At 71.8% G+C, this 20114-nt stretch carries 18 protein-coding genes; 17 read left to right on the plus strand and 1 reads right to left on the minus strand.

What is annotated here, in order from left to right; translation table 11 throughout:
* Positions 1-54: 54 nt before the first annotated feature.
* The 17 genes from MZC64_RS05440 (at position 55) to MZC64_RS05520 (ending at position 19791) form a co-directional block, all read left to right on the plus strand.
* On the plus strand, positions 55-1317 hold the full coding sequence (locus MZC64_RS05440) for a cytochrome P450 (protein ID WP_247755923.1): 1263 nt from the start codon (positions 55-57) through the stop codon (positions 1315-1317).
* A 223-nt stretch (positions 1318-1540) separates the two neighbouring features.
* Positions 1541-2812: a cytochrome P450 gene (locus MZC64_RS05445; RefSeq protein WP_247755924.1), complete on the plus strand. Its 1272-nt coding sequence runs from the start codon at positions 1541-1543 to the stop codon at positions 2810-2812.
* Between the two features lie 97 nt (positions 2813-2909).
* A complete protein-coding gene (locus MZC64_RS05450; protein WP_247755925.1) occupies positions 2910-4439 on the plus strand; it encodes a serine protease in 1530 nt (509 codons plus the stop codon).
* The gene (locus tag MZC64_RS05455) at positions 4432-6543 is read left to right on the plus strand and encodes a serine/threonine-protein kinase (RefSeq protein WP_247755926.1); all 2112 of its coding nucleotides are present in this window, start codon (positions 4432-4434) and stop codon (positions 6541-6543) included. Before MZC64_RS05450 ends, MZC64_RS05455 begins: the two co-directional genes overlap by 8 nt.
* A gap of 2 nt (positions 6544-6545) precedes the next feature.
* Complete coding sequence (locus MZC64_RS05460) at positions 6546-7961, plus strand: VWA domain-containing protein (RefSeq protein ID WP_247755927.1); 1416 nt, start codon at positions 6546-6548, stop codon at positions 7959-7961.
* Positions 7958-9052, plus strand: a complete 1095-nt coding sequence (locus tag MZC64_RS05465; protein ID WP_247755928.1) for a hypothetical protein — start codon at positions 7958-7960, stop codon at positions 9050-9052. The genes MZC64_RS05460 and MZC64_RS05465 overlap by 4 nt, the downstream gene beginning before the upstream one ends.
* Entirely contained in the window at positions 9049-10251 is a 1203-nt protein-coding gene (locus MZC64_RS05470; protein WP_247755929.1) for an extracellular solute-binding protein, read from the plus strand. Before MZC64_RS05465 ends, MZC64_RS05470 begins: the two co-directional genes overlap by 4 nt.
* 15 nt (positions 10252-10266) lie before the next feature.
* The gene (locus MZC64_RS05475) at positions 10267-10626 is read left to right on the plus strand and encodes a CU044_2847 family protein (protein ID WP_247755930.1); all 360 of its coding nucleotides are present in this window, start codon (positions 10267-10269) and stop codon (positions 10624-10626) included.
* A 199-nt stretch (positions 10627-10825) separates the two neighbouring features.
* Complete coding sequence (locus tag MZC64_RS05480; RefSeq protein WP_247755931.1) at positions 10826-12154, plus strand: nitrate/nitrite transporter; 1329 nt, start codon at positions 10826-10828, stop codon at positions 12152-12154.
* A 127-nt stretch (positions 12155-12281) separates the two neighbouring features.
* Complete coding sequence (gene nirB, locus MZC64_RS05485) at positions 12282-14771, plus strand: nitrite reductase large subunit NirB (RefSeq protein WP_247755932.1); 2490 nt, start codon at positions 12282-12284, stop codon at positions 14769-14771.
* A complete protein-coding gene (gene nirD, locus MZC64_RS05490) occupies positions 14768-15106 on the plus strand; it encodes a nitrite reductase small subunit NirD (RefSeq protein ID WP_247755933.1) in 339 nt (112 codons plus the stop codon). Before nirB ends, nirD begins: the two co-directional genes overlap by 4 nt.
* A gap of 17 nt (positions 15107-15123) precedes the next feature.
* Positions 15124-16248 (plus strand): uroporphyrinogen-III synthase, encoded by a 1125-nt coding sequence (locus MZC64_RS05495; protein ID WP_247756281.1) that lies wholly within the window; start codon positions 15124-15126, stop codon positions 16246-16248.
* A complete protein-coding gene (locus MZC64_RS05500; protein WP_247755934.1) occupies positions 16245-16904 on the plus strand; it encodes a sirohydrochlorin chelatase in 660 nt (219 codons plus the stop codon). The genes MZC64_RS05495 and MZC64_RS05500 overlap by 4 nt, the downstream gene beginning before the upstream one ends.
* A 21-nt stretch (positions 16905-16925) precedes the next feature.
* Positions 16926-17321: a helix-turn-helix domain-containing protein gene (locus MZC64_RS05505; RefSeq protein ID WP_184999974.1), complete on the plus strand. Its 396-nt coding sequence runs from the start codon at positions 16926-16928 to the stop codon at positions 17319-17321.
* Between the two features lie 76 nt (positions 17322-17397).
* Entirely contained in the window at positions 17398-17808 is a 411-nt protein-coding gene (locus MZC64_RS05510) for a VOC family protein (protein ID WP_247755935.1), read from the plus strand.
* 100 nt (positions 17809-17908) lie between these two features.
* A complete protein-coding gene (locus tag MZC64_RS05515; protein WP_247755936.1) occupies positions 17909-18700 on the plus strand; it encodes a chitosanase in 792 nt (263 codons plus the stop codon).
* A 101-nt stretch (positions 18701-18801) separates the two neighbouring features.
* Positions 18802-19791 carry a pirin family protein gene (locus MZC64_RS05520; RefSeq protein WP_247755937.1) on the plus strand — a complete coding sequence of 330 codons (990 nt, stop codon included), beginning with the start codon at positions 18802-18804 and terminating at the stop codon, positions 19789-19791.
* Here the strand turns inward: MZC64_RS05520 and MZC64_RS05525 are convergent.
* Positions 19788-20108 (minus strand): MGMT family protein, encoded by a 321-nt coding sequence (locus MZC64_RS05525; protein ID WP_247755938.1) that lies wholly within the window; start codon positions 20106-20108, stop codon positions 19788-19790. The genes MZC64_RS05520 and MZC64_RS05525 overlap by 4 nt on opposite strands.
* Positions 20109-20114: the final 6 nt, after the last annotated feature.

Consider the following 20114-nt stretch of genomic DNA (forward strand, 5'->3'; position numbering starts at 1 on the left):
ACAAGGAACCAGCCCGCCCATGGCTGATTTCCTCTGGGGGAAAGCATGACAATCATGGGTGACGCACGCCTGGCAGTCAGTCTGCGGGCCGAACAGCTCAACGTCTGGCTCCTGCGCCAGTTCGGTGATGTCCTCGGCGAAATGACCAGACCACTCACCGGCGAGTCCCCGTACCCGTTCTTCGCCGGGGTGCGGGAACGGGCGCCAATGGTGCGCAGCAAGTCCGGGGTCTGGTTGACCGGGCGATACAGCACGTCCAACGCCATCATGCGGGACCGCCGTTTCGGCGTGCGCACGAATGCGGGTGTGTCCTCGGCCGCGGTGCTGGCCAAGGCATTGGCCGAGTTGGAGATCGACGAGTTCCTCGGCCTCGACCCGCCCGGCCAGACCCGGATGCGCGCGTTGATGGCGCCCTCGTTCTCGCCGAGTGCCAACAAGATCTACCGGGCCAGGGTGGAGCAGATCGTGCACCGGGTGCTGGACCGGGTGCCCAGCCGCGGCCCGTTCGACGTGGTCACCGACTTCGGCGAGCCCATCCCGCAGGCGGTGATCGCCGACATCATGGGCGCGCCGCCGAAGTACCACGCCCGGCTGGCCCACATCGCCAAGCAGATCGGCCTGCTCACCGATCCGCTGGTGGGCTTCTCCCGGCTGCGGGAGATCCGCAGGCTGATGATCGAGACCAAGGCGATGTTCGGCGAGATGGTCGAGCAGCGCCGGGCCGAGGGCATCGACGAGGCGCCCACCGACATGATCGGCACCCTGCTGCTGGCCTCGACCAAGCAGGAGGTGCCGCTGCGAGAGATCCAGGCGCTGCTGATCGCCACCCTGGTCGCGGGCACCGAGAACACGGTGAGCCTGCTGGGAAACGCCGTGCACAACCTGCTCGAACACCCCGAGCAGTGGGCCCGGCTGGTGGCCGACCCCACGCTGTCGCTGAGCGCGATGGAGGAGACCATGCGCTACGACTCCACCACCCTGTTCACCATGCGCTACCCGCATGAGGACGTGGAGATCGAGAGCTGCCGGCTCAAGGCCAACGATCCGGTGGTGCTGCTCATCGGCGGGGCCAACCACGACCCGGCGGTGTTCGAGGACCCGGAGACCTTCGACATCACCCGGTCCAACGCCGCCGATCACCTGACCTTCGCGGCCGGCCGGTATTTCTGCGTCGGCGCGCCACTGGCCAGGCTGGAGGGCGAGATCGCATTGCGCGCGCTGGCCGAGCGGATGCCGGGACTGCGGCGGGCAGGCCATGCGGTGTACCGGACCTCGGTGGGATTCCGTGGCCTCAAAGCACTTCCAGTGGCCGCCTGACACCCGCCGAAGGGTGTAACTAGGACGAGTGGACCCGGGCCGAAGATCGCCCCGGGTCCCACTCTCGCGAGCTATTTGGCACTTCAGGCTCCCCTGATATACAAGAATTAGTACGTATTTACGCCGTCCGGGTCAATTTGCGTACGTATTCTTCCGCCGATTGTGACACGTTTTCTGGGGAGCACGTCCAGCGCTGGCGGCTGCCCGGAAAAAGGGGAGCCAGATGACTTTCGCGACTGACCTCCGACTTGCCGCCGGCCTGCAGACCGATCGATTCGGGGCCTGGCTGCTACGCCAGTTCGGTGATGTGGCCGGTGAACTGACCAGACCGCGCGCCGGTGACTCGCCCTATCCCTACTTCGCCCGGCTGCGCGGGCAGGCTCCGTTGGTGCGCAGCACAACCGGACTGTGGACCACGGCCCGGCACGGCACCGCCAATACGATCCTGCGCGACCGGCGCTTCGGCGTGCGCGACTCCGGCAACCGGTCCTCGGTCGGGGTGATCGCGACCGCGCTGGACGGGCTGGACCTGGACCCGTTCATGGGCGTGGACCCGCCCGTGCACACCCGGATGCGCAGCCTGATGAACCCGACCTTCTCGCCCAGCGCCAACACGATGTACCGCCCGCGGATCGAGCGGATCGTCACCGAGGTGCTGGACAAGGCGCAGCGGCAAGGTTCCTTCGACCTGGTCCGGGACTTCGCCCAGCCGGTGCCGCTGCTGGTGATCGCCGACGTGCTCGGCGTGCCGGAGCGGTGCCGGCAGCGGCTGGGCGAGTGCGCGATGCGGGTCGGGCTGGTCACCGACCAGCTCAACGGGGTGGCCAAGATCCGCGAGCTGCGGGCGCTGCTCATCGAGTTGAAGGAGCTGTTCGCGACCCTGCTCGACCAGCGCAGGGCCGAGGGCATCGACGACAAGCCGACCGACATGATCGGTTCGCTGCTGCTGGCTTCGACCAAGCAGGAGGTGCCGGACAGCGAGCTGGAGGCACTGCTGGTCACCGCGCTGATCGCGGGGTCGGAGAACTCGGTGAACGTGCTCGGCAACGCGGTCAACTCACTGCTGGACCACCCCGAGCAGTGGGCCCGGCTGATCGAGGATCCGTCCCGGTCCGGCAACGCGCTGGAGGAGACCATGCGGTACGACTCCTCCACGCTGATGGTCCCGCGGATCACCCACCAGGAAGTCGACATCGAAGGGCAGGTGCTGCCCGTGGACACTCCGGTGCTGGTGCTGCTCGCCGCGGCCAACCACGACCCTGCGGTGTTCACCGAGCCGGAGCGTTTCGACATCACCAGGGCCAACGCGGCCGAGCACCTCACCTTCACCGCCGGGCGCTACTTCTGCATCGGCGCGCCGCTGTCCAGGGTGGAGGGCGAGATCGCGTTGCGCGCGCTGGTCGAGCGGATGCCCAACCTGCGCCGCACCGGGGAACCGGTCTTCCGCAGGTCAGCGGCCTTCCGCGGGCTGACCGGGCTGCCGGTGGCGGCCTGAGTGGTTGCGCTGTCCGGGTGATGCCGGGCTGGTCCGCGCGGAGTGAGTTGCGCTGACCGACCGGCATCGCCCGGCTACCCACCGTATCGTCGGGGCCATGGGGGCCGGCACTGGGGAAACGGCGGTCGGCGCGCGGGCGGAGCAGCCCTGGCGGCTGCGCCTGTGCGCGGCCGACGGCAGTGTGCTCGGCGCCGGTGCGCTGCTCGGCGGGAAATACGCGCTGACCTGTGCGCACGTGCTGCCCGAACGCGAGGTCCTGGTCGACCTCATCGGCGTCGGCGGGCACGCGCCGGTGCCGGCCAAGGTGATCGACAACCAGCTGGCCCCGCTGCGACCGGACGGCGGCGGCGATCTCGCGCTGCTGGCGCTGGCCGAGGACCAGCCACCCGGCTGGAGTGCGCGACTGCGAGCGGGTCGCCTGGTGCCGGGACGTCCGGTGGCCGCCTACGGGTTCCCGGCCGGGGCGCCGCACGGGATGTGGGCGCGGGCCGAGCTGTCCAGAGCCGCCGGGCCGGGCGCGGAGTGGGTGCAGCTGGACGCGGTGCACCAGGGCAATCGGCTGCGGCGCGGGTTCAGCGGGGCCGGGGTGCTGGACGAGGCCAGCGGCGCGGTGGTCGGGCTGGTGGTCAGCGAGTACAGCGCGGACGGGTCGGTGGTGGCCTGGATGCAGCCGGTGGCCACGATCCTGCGCTACCTGCCGGTGCTCGCCGAGTGGACCGACGACACCCCGCTGCCGCCGGTGGACCTGCCCGGACTGCTGGACTGGCTGCGGCAGCGCAGGCCCGGCGACATCGGCGTGCTGCGCATCGGCGAAGCCGATTCGGCCAGGGCCGAGGCACTGCGCGAGATCGCCAGGGAACTGGGGCCCTCGGCGGTGGTGATCGAGGCCGGCGGGCGCACCCCCGGCGAGGTGTCCGGGCTGATCGCGACGCTGGCCGGACTGCGCGTAGGACAGCAGGCAACCCGGCAGGTGACCCTGCTGCTGGTCGGCGTGGACGAGTCGGCCGAACCCGAGGCGCTGGTGCGCCAGGTGCTCAACCCGTTGGCCGAACAGGGCACCGCGGTGGTCGCGGGCTACCGGGCACTGGACTCGCCGAGCCTGGCCGCGTTGCGCTCACCGGGCAAGGTCAGCTCGGTCGAACCCCCGGCCGCCCCACCCCGGCCGGATTCACTGGTGGCCCGGATCGGTGCCCTGGCCGCACTGGAAGAGGACGTGCGCAGACTGTGGGGCGGGGCGAGCGGACCGCGGTTCGCCGGACTGCCCGAACCGCCGGACCGGGCCGGTCAGCTCCGGCCCTGGCTGAGCGCGGTGCGCGGGATGCCCGCGGCCGAACGCGGGCCACGGCTGGCCGAGTGCGCGCTGCGGGTGGACCGGGGGCTGCGCAAAGCCACCGAACTGCGCAACCGGCTGGTCGTGCACCGGGAACGGCTGCGGGAGCTGCGCGGACTGACTCAGGCGTACCAGCGGATGGCCGCCGAGCACGGACTGGCCGAGGACACCGAGCTGGACCCGTTGTACCGCACCGCTTTTGACCGGATGCTGGCCAGGCCGTGCGTGCTGGCCGAGAGCGAGGCCGCGGTGCAGGCGTACCTGCGCGCGGTGGTGCGGCGGGTGCGTGATGGCTGAGCCGGCCGGCCGGATGCGCTGGACCAGCGGGGAATTCCTGCACCTGCCCGCGCTGCCGGTGCCCGATCCCGAGACCACCGTGGTGGAACCGCGGCCGGTCGCCGAGGATCAGCGGGTCTGCGGACGCTGCGGCCACCCGGTCGGCCGCGGTTACGCCGGCCGCCCGGGCCGCACCGAGGGCCACTGCGCGAACTGCGGGGCCCGCTACGCCTTCCTGCCCAAACTGGCGCCGGGAGAGGTGGTCGAGCAGCGGTACGAGGTGCTCGGCTGCCTGCCCCGCGGCGGGCAGAGCTGGGTGTACCTGGCCAGGGACAACCACCTGCACAGCCACGTGGTGCTCAAAGGACTGATCAACACCGGCGGCGCGGCCACCGCGGCGGCCGAGCTGTCCGCGCGCGAACGGGACACCCTGACCACGCTGGACCACCCGAACATCGTGCGCATCCACAACTTCGTCCGGCATCCCGACCCGGATGTGCGGCAGGACAACGAGTACATCGTGATGGAGCACGTGAGCGGGCTGTCCCTGCACGAGCTGTGCCAGCGGGTGCGGGAGCGGCGGGCGGAGCTGCCGCTGGAGCACGCGCTGATGTACCTGCTGGAGGTGCTGGCCGCCTTCCGCTACCTGCACGAGCGCGGGCTGCTCTACTGCGATCTCAAGCCCAGCAACGTCATCCGCGGCCAGGACCGGATCAAGCTGATCGACTTCGGCGGGGTGCGGCTGATCGGCGACCGGACCGGCGTGCTCACCTACACCGAGGAATTCCAGGTCGGCGCCCGGGAATGGGCGGCCACCGGGCTCAACGTGGGCTCGGACCTGTTCGCGGTGGGCCGGACCCTCGGCGCGCTGTTCGAGGTCACCCCGGAAGGCCGGGCGCTGACCCAGGGCGACCGGCCGCGCGGACCGCTGGCGCACACGGTGGACTCACTGCTCGCGCTGCTGGCCAGGGCCGCCGACGAGGATCCGGCCCGCCGGTTCGACTCGGCCGCCGAACTGGCCGGTCAGCTCACCGGACTGCTCTTCGAGGTCCAGTCTCTGCGCGACGGGCAGGACCGGCCGTTGCCCAGCAAGCTGTTCCGGCCCAGCGCGCAGGTGCTCGACGCCGGGCTGGGCGCGGTGCCGCTGCTCACCGTCTGGTCAGGGCCACGGCCGGATCCGTTGGCGGCACTGGACTTCGGCCTGCCCACCCTGCCCGAGGCGGCCAGTCGGCTGCCGGTGCCGCGACCCGATCCACTGGACCCGGAGGCCGCCTTCCTCAGCGTGGTGCGGGCGGATGAACCCAAGGCGCTGCTGGCCAAACTGCGCACCGCGCGGCAGCGCACGGTCGGCGTGCTGCTCGCCGACTGCCGCGCCCAGCTCGAACTCGGCCAGCCGGAACCAGCCGCGGAATCCCTGGCGCAGGCCAAGGATCTCGACCAGCGGCCGGCGGGCGCGAACTGGCGGATCACCTGGCACGCGGCCCTGGTCGCACTGGCCCGCGCCGACCTGCCCGCCGCGCTGGCCTGCCTGCGCGAGATCACCGGGCGGCTGGCCGGGGAGGATTCGGTCAAGCTGGCACTGGGTTTCTGCGCCGAGCACCGCGGTGATCACGCCGAGGCCGAGGGCCGGTACCAGGCGGTGTGGTCCCGCGACCGGGTGCGGGTGAGCGCGGCTTTCGGGTTGGCCCGGCTGCGATTGCGGGCCGGGCAGCGGGCCGAGGCGGTGCGGGTGCTGGACGAGGTGCCGCAGGCCTCCCTGCACCACGCGGCCGCCCGGATCGCCGGATTCCGCATCCTGTGCGGCACCATCGGTTCGGCCGAACCCGAGGCCGAGCAGGTGCGGGAGGCGGCGCAACGCCTGCCCGAGCTGTACCTGGACGCGGGCGAGCCCGAAGGCTCCGGCCGGGCCCGGCTCACCGCGCTGGTGCAGGAGGTCGCCTTGCGCGGCAAGGACTTCAGCGCACTGGGCGCGACCGAGGTGCTCGGCCCGGAACCGGCCGAACCCGCGTTGCGCCGACTGCTCGAACGCTCCTACCGCAGCCTGGCCGGGCACGCCGGGACCACCGCCGAGGTGACCCGGCTGGTCGACCAGGCCAACCGGCTGCGGCCGAAATCGTGGTGGTGACAATGGAATTCCGCACCAGGGTCAACTCACACCGCTGGCTGTCCACATCGGAGCGACAACTTTCCGTGGTGCTGGAAGTGGACGCCACCGGGCTGATCGGCGGGGACGTGCCGCCCGCGGCCGCCGAGGTGATCGTGGTGGACTGCTCCGGCTCGATGTCCCTGCCCCCCACCAAGATCGCCGCCGCCCGCCGGGCCACCGCGGCCGCGGTGGACGCGCTGCGTGACGGCGTGCGCTTCGCCCTGGTGCAGGGCACCGACACGGCCCGGCTGCTCTACCCGCGAGCAGCTCAGATGGCCACCGCGAACGCGGCATCCAGGGCCGAGGCGCGCCGGGCCGCGGCCGACATGATCGCCAGCGGCGGCACCGCGATGGGCAGCTGGCTGCTGCTGGCCCGCGACCTGCTCGCCGCGCACCCCGGCGCCATCCGGCACGCGATCCTGCTGACCGACGGGCAGAACGTGGGTGAGACGCCGGAACAACTGGCCGCGGCACTGCGCGAGTGCGCGGGCGAGTTCAGCTGCGATGCCAGGGGGATCGGCGCGGACTGGGACCCCGGCGAACTGCACCGGATCACCACCGCGCTGCGCGGCCGGGCGGACGCGGTGCGCGCCGAGGCCGATCTGGTCGGCGACTTCGCCGGCATGATCACCGAGGCCATGCGCAAGGTGCTGCCGGATGTGCGGATCAGGGTGGAAACCCGGCCGGGCACCCGGATCCGGTTCGTCAAACAGGTGTTCCCGACTGAGATCGAGCTGACCGCAGAGGCGGTGGCGCTGGACGAGCACACCGCTGAGTTCGCCACCGGCTCGTGGAGCGCGGACCTCCGGCACTTCCACCTGGGCCTGGCCGTGCACCCGGATGGCGCGCCGCGGCACACCGACGTCCAGGTCGGCTCGGTGCGACTGGCCGCGGCCCGGCCCGGCCGGACCAGGGCCGAACCCCTCGGCGCGGCGCAACCGCTGCTGGTGCACTGGAGTGCGGCCGAACCCGTTGCCCGCCAGGAGGATCCGGCGGTGGAGCACTACCTCGGCCAGGCCAGGCTGCGGCAGCTGGTGCTGGCGGGCTGCGAGGCCCTCGACCAGGGCGACCGGAACCGGGCGGCGAACCTGCTCGGCGAGGCGGTCCAGCTGGCCAGTTCCTCCGGCAACACCGAACAACTCACCCGGATCGGCCGCCTGGTCGAGATCCTGGACGCGGCCACCGGTCAGGTCCGGATCCGGGACCGGGTCGAGCCGGTGGACCTGCTGGCGGCCGAGGCGGGCTCGGTGCTCTCGGTGATCGCCCCGGCCAGTGCGCCGGAACCCGAACCTGAACCCGAACCGGTCCGGCCGGACCGGCGCTGCGCCTGCTGTGACCTGCTCTGGCCGGGCAGCGCCAACTTCTGCGAGATCACCGGGCAGGAGCTGACCGGATGAGCCTGGACACCCGGCGGCTGCTGCACCTGCTGCGCGCGACCCTGCTCGGGCTCACCGCGATCATGCTCACCGGCGCGACCATCGGCTACCTCCGGGTGCACAACGCGGCCGAGACCGCGGGCAGCCGCTCGGTGCCGGTGCTGCGCGAGGTCAGCACCGCGCGCACCGCGCTGGTCCGCGCGGACTGGGAGGTGCTGCGCAGCTTCCGCACCGGCGCGGCCGCGCTGATCGGCGCCGGGGACGGCTACCGGGACCAGCTGGCCATCGCTGCGCAGAGCCTGACCAGGGTGGCCGAGGCGAACCTGGCGGGCGATGCGGGCGGCAGGCAGTTGCAGCTGGTGGACAGCCTGCTGGCGACCTACTCCGCCTCGGTGGAACAGGCCGCCACCCAGCACCGGCTGCCCGGCGGCGGACCCGTGCTCGGCGCGGCCGACCTGTGGCAGGCATCCCGGCTGCTGCACAGCGCGGACGGCGTGCTGCGCCAGCTCGACCAGGTGGCGCTGCTGCAACGGGACGCCTTCCGCGGCGCGCTCACCCAGGCCCAGCCGACCACGGTCAGCGTGGCGTTCTGGCTGCTGCCGGGCGGCGTGCTGCTGCTCGGACTGCTCGGCGTGCAATGGCTGTTCTGGCGGCGGTTCCGTCGCCGGTTCAACCCGTGGCTGCTGGCCGCGACCGGCGCGGTGGCCGGACTGCTGGTGCTGACCACCACGGTGTTCGACTCGCAGCGGGAACTGGACAGCGCCAGGGGCGGCCTGGAACACAATGTGGCGCAACGGCTCCGGCTCGACGCGGAGATCGACGCCGAAGGCCAGCGCTGGCTGGGCGAGCTGATGCGGCAGCAGTGCCCGGAGATCCGGGACTGCGGGCCCAGCGTGGGCGCGTTCCTGGCCGGGCTGCACCCGATCCCGGACGGTCCGGCCGAACCGGGACTCACCGAGGAGGCCGGGCGGCTGGCCGGTCAGGTGCGCGAGGTCGGCGGCCGCGGCTCCTGGTGGCCGGGGATCCCGGTGCTGGCCGCGCTGGTGCTGGCACTGGTGCTGCGCGGTTTCCAGGCCCGGCTGGCCGAGTACCGGTCGCGGGTGCGCCGATGAGACGGCTGACCGCGGTGCTGGCCACCGCCCTGCTGCTGGCCGGTGGCTGCACCGCACCGCCGGCCGCGGGCCAGGTGAGCGTGCTGGCCACCTGGACCGGGGAGGAGGAGCGGGCCTTCCTGGCCGGCCTGGACGTGTTCGAGCGGGAGACCGGGATCAAGGTGGACTACCGGGGCACCCGCGCGCTCGGCCAGGTGCTCAAGGCCGAGGTGGCCGGTGGGCGGCCGCCGGACGTCGCGGTGCTGCCCGGGTTCGGCGATCTGCTGCCCTACATCCGGGACAAGCTGGTCAGCCCGTTGCAGACAGTGCCGGAACTGGCCGAACGGGACGGCCCGCAGTGGGACCGGCTCAGTCGCGGTGGGCTGCCGCACCTGTACGCGGTGCCGGTGAAGAAGGACCTCAAGGGCCTGGTCTGGTCCAGGCCACGGCCGCCAGGCGAGCCGGCGCCCACCGCCGAGGGCCTGCTGGCCGCCGGGGACTGGTGCCTGGGCCTGGGCTCGCCGACCACCTCCGGCTGGCCGGGCACCGACTGGGTGGAGAACCTGCTGCTGCAACGCGCCGGGCCCGCGGTGTACCAGCGCTGGGTGGCCGGTGACCTGCCCTGGACCAGCCCGCAGGTGCGTCAGGCCTGGGTTGATTTCGGCCGGATCGCCGGACCGCGCGGGTCCGCCGCCCTGCTCACCGACTTCGCCGACGCCGGCCGCGGCATGTTCGACGCCGAGCCCGGCTGCCGCCGCGAACACCAAGCCTCCTTCATCGCCGCCGGCTACCAGACCAAACGCCCGGACGGCCGGACCCCGGCCTACCGCGCCGATTTCGACTACCAGCCCTTCCCCGCCTTCTCCGGCGCGCAACCGGCCAGCCCGGTCGCGGCCGACCTGGCCGCCCGGTTCACCGCCAACCCGGCCGCCGAACGACTGATCCGGTTCCTGGCCGGCCGCCAGGCCCTGCAGCCGGGTCCGCCCGAGCTGGACAACCGGCTGCGCGAACGGCTGCTGGGCCAGGACACGCTGTGCTTCGACGGTTCCGACCTGATGCCGGTGGAACTGCGCACGATGTTCTACCGCGCGGTGCTGGAGTACGTTGCGGACCGGGACAAGCTGGCCGAACTGCTCAACCGGCTGGAACAGGTGCGGCGGACCCTGCAGGACGACCAGGACCGGCGTTATGACTGGGTGACCGTCTCTTGTGGACGGTGAGTCGAGGGGAGAGCTGTGAGCGAACTGGTGCGATTCGAGCTGGCCGAGGGCGGCGAGGTCACCGTGGAGGTGGAGGAGCAACCCGGTGTGGTGCGCGCCGCCCGCCCCGGCCAGGTGCTGCAGAAGGCCCGCTCCAGCTTCGAGGCCGCGCTGGGTGAGGTCCAGGTGGCCGCGATGGCCGCGCTGCGCCAGTTCCAGACCCTGGCCCCGGACGAGGTCGAGCTGAAGTTCGGCGTGAAGCTGGACGCCCAGGCCGGCGCGGTGATCGCGCGCACCGGCATGCAGGGCCACTTCGAGGTCAAACTCAAGTGGCAACGCCTGCCAGGCCCGATCGAAGACGTCATCGAGGAGCAGTCCCCGGCCAAGGAGAACTAGCCCACCGGCCGACTTGGGCCAACTCGTACGCCCACTTGGGCCAACTTGGCGTACGACTTGGGCCAACTCGGCGGGCGGGGGCCTCACAGGGGGGTGGGTGGCGCCGTGCGGAGGAGTTCGCGGCTGTGTCACACGCGGGAACATCCCGGGTAATCCCGGCTGCCTAACTTCGGCGCGTCCCCGAGAACTGGAGGCCGCCGTGACCACCACCGTTCGCACCCCGCGCCGAGGCTGGATCGACCACTGGGAACCCGAGGACCCCGGCTTCTGGGCGCGTACCGGGCGCCGGGTGGCGAACCGGAACCTGGTGTTCTCCATCCTGGCCGAGCACCTGGGCTTCTCCATCTGGCTGCTCTGGAGCGTGGTCACGGTCAGCCTGCCCGCGGCGGGCTTCGCCTTCTCCGTGGACCAGCTGTTCTGGCTGGTCGCGTTGCCGACGCTGCTCGGTTCGCTGCTGCGGCTGCCCTACACCTTCGCGGTGCCGCGCTTCGGCGGCCGGGCCTGGACCGCGGTCAGCGCCACCCTGCTGCTCATCCCCACCGGCCTGCTCGCCTGGTGCGTGTCGGACCCCACGACGCCGTACTGGATGTTCCTGCTCGCGGCGGGCACGGCGGGCCTGGGCGGCGGCAACTTCGCCTCCTCGATGGCCAACATCTCCTTCTTCTACCCCGAATCCCGCAAGGGCTTCGCGCTCGGGCTCAACGCCGCCGGCGGCAACCTCGGGGTGGCCGTGGTGCAGCTGGCGGTGCCGCTGGTGATCTCCACCGCGACCGGGATCAACCTGGTCTGGGCCGGGCTGATGTGGCTGCCGGTGATCATCATCGCGGTGGCCTGCTCCTGGCTGTTCATGGACTCGCTGACGGTGGCCCGCTCCGACTTCCGCTCCTACGCCGCGGCGATCTGGCAGCCGCACACCTGGGTGATGTCCTTCCTCTACATCGGCACCTTCGGCTCCTTCATCGGCTACTCCGCCGCGCTGCCGCTGCTGATCAACCGGACCTTCCCCGAGTCCAAGGCCGGGTACTTCGCCTTCCTTGGCGCGCTGGTCGGCTCGCTGTCCCGGCCGATCGGCGGCTGGCTCGCCGACCGCTGGGGCGGCGGGCGGGTGACGCTGTGGACCTTCGTCACCATGGGCTTCGGCGTGGCCGGAGTGCTGGCCGGACTGGCCCAGCACAGCTTCCCGCTCTTCCTCGGCGCGTTCCTGTGGCTGTTCATCACCGCCGGCGTGGGCAACGGCTCGACCTACCGGATGATCCCGGCCATCTTCGCCGCCAGGGTCGCCGATCCCGCGCAGGCCAAACGCCAGGCCGCGGCCGTGATCGGCATCGCGGGCGCGGTCGGCGCGCTTGGCGGCTTCCTGATCACCAGGGCGTTCGCGATGTCGTTGACCAGCAGCGGTTCGCTGGCCCCGGCGCTCTACACCTTCCTCGCCTTCTACGGGCTCTGCCTGGCCGTGACCTGGTGGTGCTACCTGCGGCGACGGGTGTTCGCGCTGCGGGTGCCCAGCCTCGCGCACGCGGGCGTGTGACGCACACCGCCCTGACCAGGAGCGGGAGTTTTTCGTAACGCGGGTGCAACACCGGTGACCCGGGCCCGACACGGCCGCTCGTGACGATGGCGGCAGGACCCGGCACCGGCGGATGAGGAGGAAGTGCATGTCTCGCACGCTCGTCGTCGTCGGCAACGGCATGGTCGGCCACCGCCTGGTGCAGGCGGTCCGGGAACGTGATCTCACCGGGGCCTGGCGGATCGTGGTGCTGGCCGAGGAACCGCGTCCTGCCTACGACCGGGTCGCGCTCTCGTCCTATGTGGACAGTTGGGATGAGCTGGCGCTGCGGTTGCCCGGCGCCGAGTTCGACGGCGACGACCTGGTCGAACTGTGTCTCGGTGAGCCTGTCGCGGCGGTGCACACCGCGGACCGCACGGTGATCACCACCGCCGGGCGCGTCATCGGCTACGACGCGCTGGTGCTGGCCACCGGCTCGGCCCCGTTCGTGCCGCCGGTGCCCGGCCACGACCTGCCCGGCTGCTTCGTCTACCGCACCATCGCCGACCTGGACGAGATCCGGGCCGCGGCCAAGGACGTCGGCTCCGGCGTGGTGGTGGGCGGCGGACTGCTCGGCCTGGAGGCGGCGAACGTGTTGCGCGGCCTGGGATTGACCACCTCGGTGGTCGAACTCGCCCCGCGGCTGATGCCGGTGCAGGTGGACGAGGGCGGCGGCGCGTTGCTGCGCAGGCAAATCGAGCGCCTGGGCATCACTGTCCACTGTGGAGTATCGGTCCAGTCCGTCGAACCCGGCCTGCGGCTGGCCCTCTCCGACGGCGGCGCGCTGGAGACCGGGCTGCTGGTGTTCTCCGCCGGGATCCGGCCGCGGGACCAGCTGGCCCGCGCGGCCGGGCTCGGGGTTGGCCAGCGCGGTGGCATCGTGGTCGATTCCGCCTGCCGCACAACGGCTTCGGACGTGTACGCGATCGGCGAGTGCGCACTCGCGGGCGGCCAGGTCTACGGCCTGGTCGGGCCCGGGTACGCGATGGCCGAGGTGGTCGCGGACCGGTTGCTGGGCGGCGCGGCCGAGTTCACCGGGGCGGACACCGCCACCAAGCTCAAACTGCTCGGCGTGGACGTGGCCAGCTTCGGCGACGCGCACGCCACCGCGCCCAACGCCCTGGAGGTCGTGCACAGCGATCCGGTGTCCGGCCGCTACCAGAAACTCGTGGTCTCCGACGACGCGTCCACCCTGCTCGGTGGGGTCCTGGTGGGCGACGCCTCGGCCTACGCGCTGCTGCGCCCGCTGGTCGGCCGCCCACTGCCCGGCGAACCCGGCGCCCTGCTCGCCGGACCCGGCGCGGGAACGGGTGTGGGCATCAGCGCGATGCCCGAGGACGCCCAGGTCTGTTCCTGTCACGCCGTCACCAAGGCCCAGATCCGGTGTGCCATCACCGAAAACGGCTGCGCGGACGTGCCCGCGCTGAAGTCCTGCACCAAGGCGGGCACCGGCTGCGGCTCCTGCGTGCCCATGCTCAAACAACTGCTCACCGCCTGTGGCGTGGCGCAGTCCACCGCGCTGTGCGAGCACTTCAGCCACTCCAGGGCCGAACTGTTCGAGATCGTGCGCGCCACCGGCGTGCGCACCTTCAGCGAACTCGTGGCCAAGCACGGCACCGGTCGTGGCTGCGACATCTGCAAGCCGGTGGTGGCCTCGATCCTGGCCTCACTCGGCTCCCGGCACGTGCTCGACGGCGAACAGGCCACCCTGCAGGACACCAACGACCACTTCCTGGCCAACATCCAGCGCAACGGCACCTACTCGGTGGTGCCGCGCATCCCCGGCGGCGAGATCACCCCGGCCAAACTGCTCGTCATCGCCGAGGTGGCCAGGGACTTCGACCTGTACACCAAGATCACCGGCGGTCAGCGGATCGACCTGTTCGGCGCCACCGTGGACCAGTTGCCGCTGATCTGGCGGCGGCTGGTGGACGCGGGCTTCGAGTCCGGGCACGCCTACGGCAAGGCGTTGCGCACGGTGAAGTCCTGCGTCGGCCAGACCTGGTGCCGCTACGGCGTGCAGGACTCGGTCGGCCTGGCGGTGGAACTGGAACTGCGCTACCGCGGCCTGCGCTCCCCGCACAAGATCAAGGCCGGCGTGTCCGGCTGTGCCAGGGAATGCGCGGAGGCCAGGAGCAAGGACTTCGGTGTGATCGCCACCGAGGAGGGCTGGAACCTCTACGTCGGCGGCAACGGCGGCTTCACCCCGCGGCACGCCGACCTGCTGGTGTCCGATGTGGACAGAGAGACGCTGATCCGGCTGATCGACCGGTTCCTGATGTTCTACGTGCGCACCGCGGACCGGTTGCAGCGCACCGCGGGCTGGATCGAGGCCATGGACGGCGGCCTGGACCACCTGCGCGCGGTCGTGGTGCAGGACAGCCTCGGCATCGGCGCCGAGCTGGAAACCGCGATGGCACAGCACGTCGAGGGCTATGCCGACGAGTGGCGCGGGGTGCTGGAGGACGAGGAGAAGCTGAGCCGCTTCGCCTCCTTCGTCAACGCGCCCGGCACCCCCGATCCGAGCATCTCGTTCCGCAGCGAGCGTGGGCAACCAGTGCCCGTGCAGCTGGGTATACCGGAGGTGACCGCCACATGACCGCAGTCGACGCCTGGGTTCCGGTGTGCCGCTACACCGCCCTGCTGCCCGAACGCGGGGCCGCCGCCCTGCTGCCGGGCGGTGTGCAGGTGGCCCTGTTCCGCACCCACGACGGCCAGGTGCACGCGCTGGGCAACATCGACCCGTTCAGCCAGGCGGCGGTGATCTCCCGCGGCATCGTCGGCGACCGGGGTGGCGAGCCGGTGGTGACCTCGCCCATGCACAAGCAACCGTTCGCGCTGCGCACCGGCGAATGCCTGGACAGTCCCGCGGTCTCGTTGCCCCGCTACGCGGTCCGGGTGCATGCCGGGACCGTTTACGTGGAGCTGCCGTGAACAGCGCACCGTCCGAAATGGACGGTGCGCTGCCCGCCCTCGCCGGGTTCACGGTCGGCCTGACCGCCGCCCGCCGCGCAGAGGAGCTGGCCGCACTGCTGGAACGCCGGGGCGCCACCGTGCTGCACGCCCCGGCGATCCGGATCACCCCGCTGGCCGACGACGCCGACCTGCTCGCGGCCACCAGGGATGTGCTGGCCGCGCCGGTGGACGTGGTGGTGGCCACCACCGCGATCGGCTTCCGCGGCTGGCTGGAGGCGGCCGAGGGCTGGGGCCTGGCCCCGGCGCTGCGGCACCAGCTCGGCGGGGCCACCGTGCTCGCCCGCGGCCCCAAGGCCCGCGGCGCGATCCGGGCCGCCGGACTGGTCGAATCCTTCTCCCCGGCCTCGGAATCCAACGCGGATCTGTTGCAGCACCTGCTGTCCGTCGGGGTGGCCGGTCGCCGCATCGTGGTCCAGGAACACGGCGCGCCGGTGCCGGAGTTCGTCGACCCACTCCGCGCGGCCGGCGCCGAGGTCGTCCCGGTCCCGGTGTACCGCTGGTCCCGCCCCGCCGACGTGGCCCCGCTGGACCGCCTGCTCGACGCGATCAGCCTCGGCCAGGTCGACGCGCTGGCCTTCACCAGCGCCCCCGCCGCGGCGAACCTGTTGTCCCACGCGGAAACCCGCAACCGCCGGGAAGACCTGCTCGCTGCCCTGCGCACCGACCTGCTGGTCGCCTGCGTCGGCTCCATCACCGCCGCCCCGCTGGTCGCCCTGGGCGTGCCGGTGATCGCCCCCGACCGCGGCCGGATCGGCGCGCTGGCCCGCCACCTCGGCGCCGAACTCGCCGCCCGCGCGCCCCGCCTGCGAGTGGCTGGCAAAGCCCTCGAACTCCGCGGCCAGGCCGTCGTCGTCGACGGCGAATACCGCCCGGTCGCCCCCGCGCCGATGGCCGTGCTGCGCGCCCTGGTCAGCCGCTGCGGCCGGGTCGCCACCAGGGCCGAACTCCTGGACGCGCTGCCCACCGGCGGCGAGGAACACGCGGTGGAGACCGCGGTTGGCCGGCTGCGTACCGCCCTCGGCGAACCCCGGCTGATCCAGACCGTGGTCAAACGCGGCTACCGGGTCGCCCTGGACACCCCAGCCGGAGCCGTGCGATGAGGCCCCTGGTGCTGGTCGCGCACGGCACCAAGGACCCGGCGGGCGCGCTCACCACCGAAGCCCTGGCCACCGCGGTCAGCCACGAACTCGATCTCCCGGTCACCGTCGCCTACGCCGACGTCCGCGAGCCCCGGCTGTCCCAGGTGCTGATGGACCACGCCGTCGTGGTGCCCGCCTTCCTGGCCAGCGGCTACCACGTCCGGGTCGACGTCCCGGCCGAGATCACCCGCAGCGGCCGCCGGCACATCACCCTCACCCCGGCCCTCGGCGCGGCCCCCGAACTCGTCGCCGTGGCCGCGTTACGCCTGGTCGAAGCGGGCTGGCGTTCCGGTGACGCGGTGGTCCTGGGCGCGGCGGGCTCCTCCGACGAAGGCGCCCTCGCCGAGGTGCGCACCGCCGCCGCCCTGCTCGCCGACCGCCTCGGCGACGAGGTGGCCATCGGCTACGTCACCACCGCCGCACCCGGCCTGGGCACCGCCCTGGAGACCGCCCGCCGCACCGGCCGCCGGGTGTCGGTGGCCTCCTGGCTGCTCGCGCCCGGCCTGTTCCACCAGGCACTGCGGGTGGCCGGGCACGCGGTGGTCGCCGAACCCCTCGGTCCGCACCACCGGGTGGTGGACCTGATCGTCCGGCGCTACCGGGACGCGATTGTCTGACCCGGCGGCGACAATGACCGCATGGGCCGGGATGTGCCGCTGGCACGACACCTGTTGCGGGCGCGGGACCTGATCGACAGCAGCTACGCCGAACCACTGGACATCCCCGCGCTGGCCCGTGCGGCCCGGGTCTCCCAGTCCCACTTCAGCCGCTGCTTCAAGCGCGCCTTCGGTGAGACCCCGCACCGTTACCTGCTCACCCGCAGGCTGGAACGCGCCCAGGCGTTGCTGCGCAACCGGAAACTCACCGTCACGCAGGTCTGCCTCGCGGTCGGATTCACCAGCCTCGGCTCCTTCAGCACGCAATTCCGCCGATTTGTCGGGGAAAGTCCCAGTTCCTACCGGGAACGGGCACATCCGGCATTTCTCCCGGTGCCCGGGTGTTTTGTCCGGATGATGACCCGGCCGCGGGAGTGAGCAGTTTTGGAGAAGCCAGTCGGCGGGCTGCCTGCCTACGGTGAGTGGACAGCAAGCGGCTAGCGGAAGGTTTCACATGATCACGGGTGTCGGCATGGTGCACGTCTGGGTTCTGGACCAGGACGAGGCGTACGACTTCTACGTCAACACACTGGGTTTCAGCCCGCACGGCGACGTGCAGTTCGAGCACATGCGCTGGCTTTCGGTGACCGCCCCCGGCCAGCCGGACCTGCCGATCGCGCTCAACCTGCCGCTGCCGCCGCTGATGGACGAGGAGACCGTGGCCACCGTGCGCGGGCTGGTCGCGGCCGGGCACATGTGTCCAGGCGGGTTCGCCACCAAGGACGTCTGGGCCACCTACCGGGACCTCAAGGCCAAGGGCGTGGAGTTCATCGGCGAGCCCGAGCAGCACGACTACGGCATCGACGTTGGCCTGCGCGACCCCTTCGGCAACCACTGGCGGCTCACCCAGCTCCCGGCGGAATAGGTTTGTAAGTTTTCCTATCAAAGCTCTTGTGGTGGGCGGTGCGGGCCGTTTACCGTGACCGCACCGCCGCCGGGTCCCTTGCAGACTCGGAGGAAGCCACGTGAGGATTCCTGGTCGAATCACGGCCGCCCTGCTCGCCTGTTTCGCATTGGTCACCGGTTCGGCTCAGGCCGCGCCGGCGGCGCCGGACCTGAATGACCCGCGGATGAAGGACATCGCCATGCAAATCGTGGCCAGCGCGGAGAACTCCACGCTGAACTGGCGGGGCAGGTTCGGCTACATCGAGGACATCAAGGACAAACGCGGTTACACCGCGGGCATCATCGGTTTCTGTTCCGGCACCGGGGACATGCTCAAGCTGGTCGAGCTGTACCAGAAGCGCAAGCCGGGCAACATCCTGGAGAAGTACCTGCCCGCCCTGCGCAAGGTCAACGGCACGCCCTCGCACGCCGGCCTGGACCCGACCTACACCGGGGACTGGGAGAGCGCGGCCAAGGACAAGGTCTTCCGGGACGCCCAGGAGTCCGAGCGGGACCGGGTGTACTTCAACCCGGCCATGTCCCAGGCCAAGCGGGACGGGGTGCGGGCACTCGGTCAGTTCGCCTACTTCGACGCGATCGTCATGCACGGCGACGGCTGGGGCGCGCTCGACTTCAGTCATATCCGCAGTCGTGCGCTCGGTCAGGCCAAGCCGCCGTCGCAGGGCGGGAACGAGACCACCTGGCTGAACGCGTTCCTGGACGCGCGGGTGTGGGCGATGAAGCAGGAGCCCGCGCACTCCAACACCAGCCGGGTGGACACCGCCCAGCGGGTCTTCCTCAGGAACGGCAACCTCGACCTGAAGACGCCGCTGAAGTGGAAGGTCTACGGCGACAGCTACGAGATCAGGTAGGCGGGACCGGCCACTGCCCCGGGAATAGTTGACGTGTCAACCTCGTTGACGGGGGCAGTGGCCGCCACCCCAGGGCGGCCGGTGGACCTCAGGAGGCAGCCATGCCAGCCGTCACCGCCGACACCCTGACCCTGCCCCGCCTGCCCGAACTGCCCCAGGAGCTGACCGCCTGGCGGCCGGTGCGGCGCACGGTGAACGCGACCCATTCGCTGGAGGGCGAGGGCTTCGCGGTCCGGCGCCCGTTCCCGGGCCTTGACCTGCCGGCGGCGGACCCGTTCCTGCTGCTGGACCACCTCGGCGCCACCGAGTACGCCCCCGGCGAGGCCAAGGGCGCGCCCTGGCACCCGCACCGCGGCTTCGAGACGGTCACCTACGTCATCGACGGGGCCTGGCAGCACGCCGACTCCACCGGTGGCGGCGGCGTGATCGCGGACGGCCAGACCCAGTGGATGACCGCGGGAGCAGGCGTGTTGCACTCGGAGCTGCCGACCGAGGAACTGGTGGCCAAGGGCGGGCTGTTCCACGGCGTGCAGCTGTGGGTGAACCTGCCCCGCTCGCACAAGTGGACCCCGCCGCGCTACCAGGACATCGGCGCGAACGACGTCGGCCTGGTGTCCAGTGTGGACGGTGGCGCGCTGGTGCGGGTGATCGCCGGTGAGCTGGACGGCCACGCCGGACCGGGCGTCACCTGGACCCCGATCACCTACCTGCACGCCACGGTCAGCCCCGGCGCCCGCCTGGACCTGCCCTGGCCGGAGGACTTCACCGCCATGGTCTACGTGCTCTCCGGCCGCGGCACCGTCGGCGCGGAGGCCAAACCCTTGGCGGAGGGCCAGCTCGCGGTGCTCGGCCAGGGTTCCGCGGTCACGCTGCGGGCAGCGGACACCCAGCCGCAGGCGAGTAAGAACGGCTGGGAGGTGCTGGTGCTCGGCGGCAGGCCGATCAACGAACCGGTCGCCCGCTACGGCCCGTTCGTGATGAACACCCGCGCCGAGATCATCCAGGCGGTGGAGGACTACCAGGCAGGTCGGCTCGCCACGGTCCAGCCTCGGCAGGTCCCGCACCTGGGTTCGACGGACGAGCGGATCTAGAACAGGCTCGGCGGCTCCTCCGGCGGGGGCACGGCCTCCCAGCGGTACTGCCGGAGGTTGATCTTCCCGTCATCGGCCAGCACGCCCTCGGCCCGCAGCAGCTCCAGCTGTTCGCGGGCCAGGTGCGGCGCACAGGTGCCGTTGGCGCGCAACACCCGGTGCCAGGGCAGGTCGTGCCCGTCCTCGGACAGCACCCGTCCCACCAGTCGCGGCGACGGCGCCCGCGACACATCGGCCACATCCCCGTAGGTCGCGACCTGACCGGGCGGGATCGACTGCACGGCGGTGCGCACGCGTTCGATGGTCTCCTCGTCCACGCGGCC

Source organism: Crossiella sp. S99.2, assembly GCF_023094165.1.
Classification (GTDB): domain Bacteria; phylum Actinomycetota; class Actinomycetes; order Mycobacteriales; family Pseudonocardiaceae; genus Crossiella.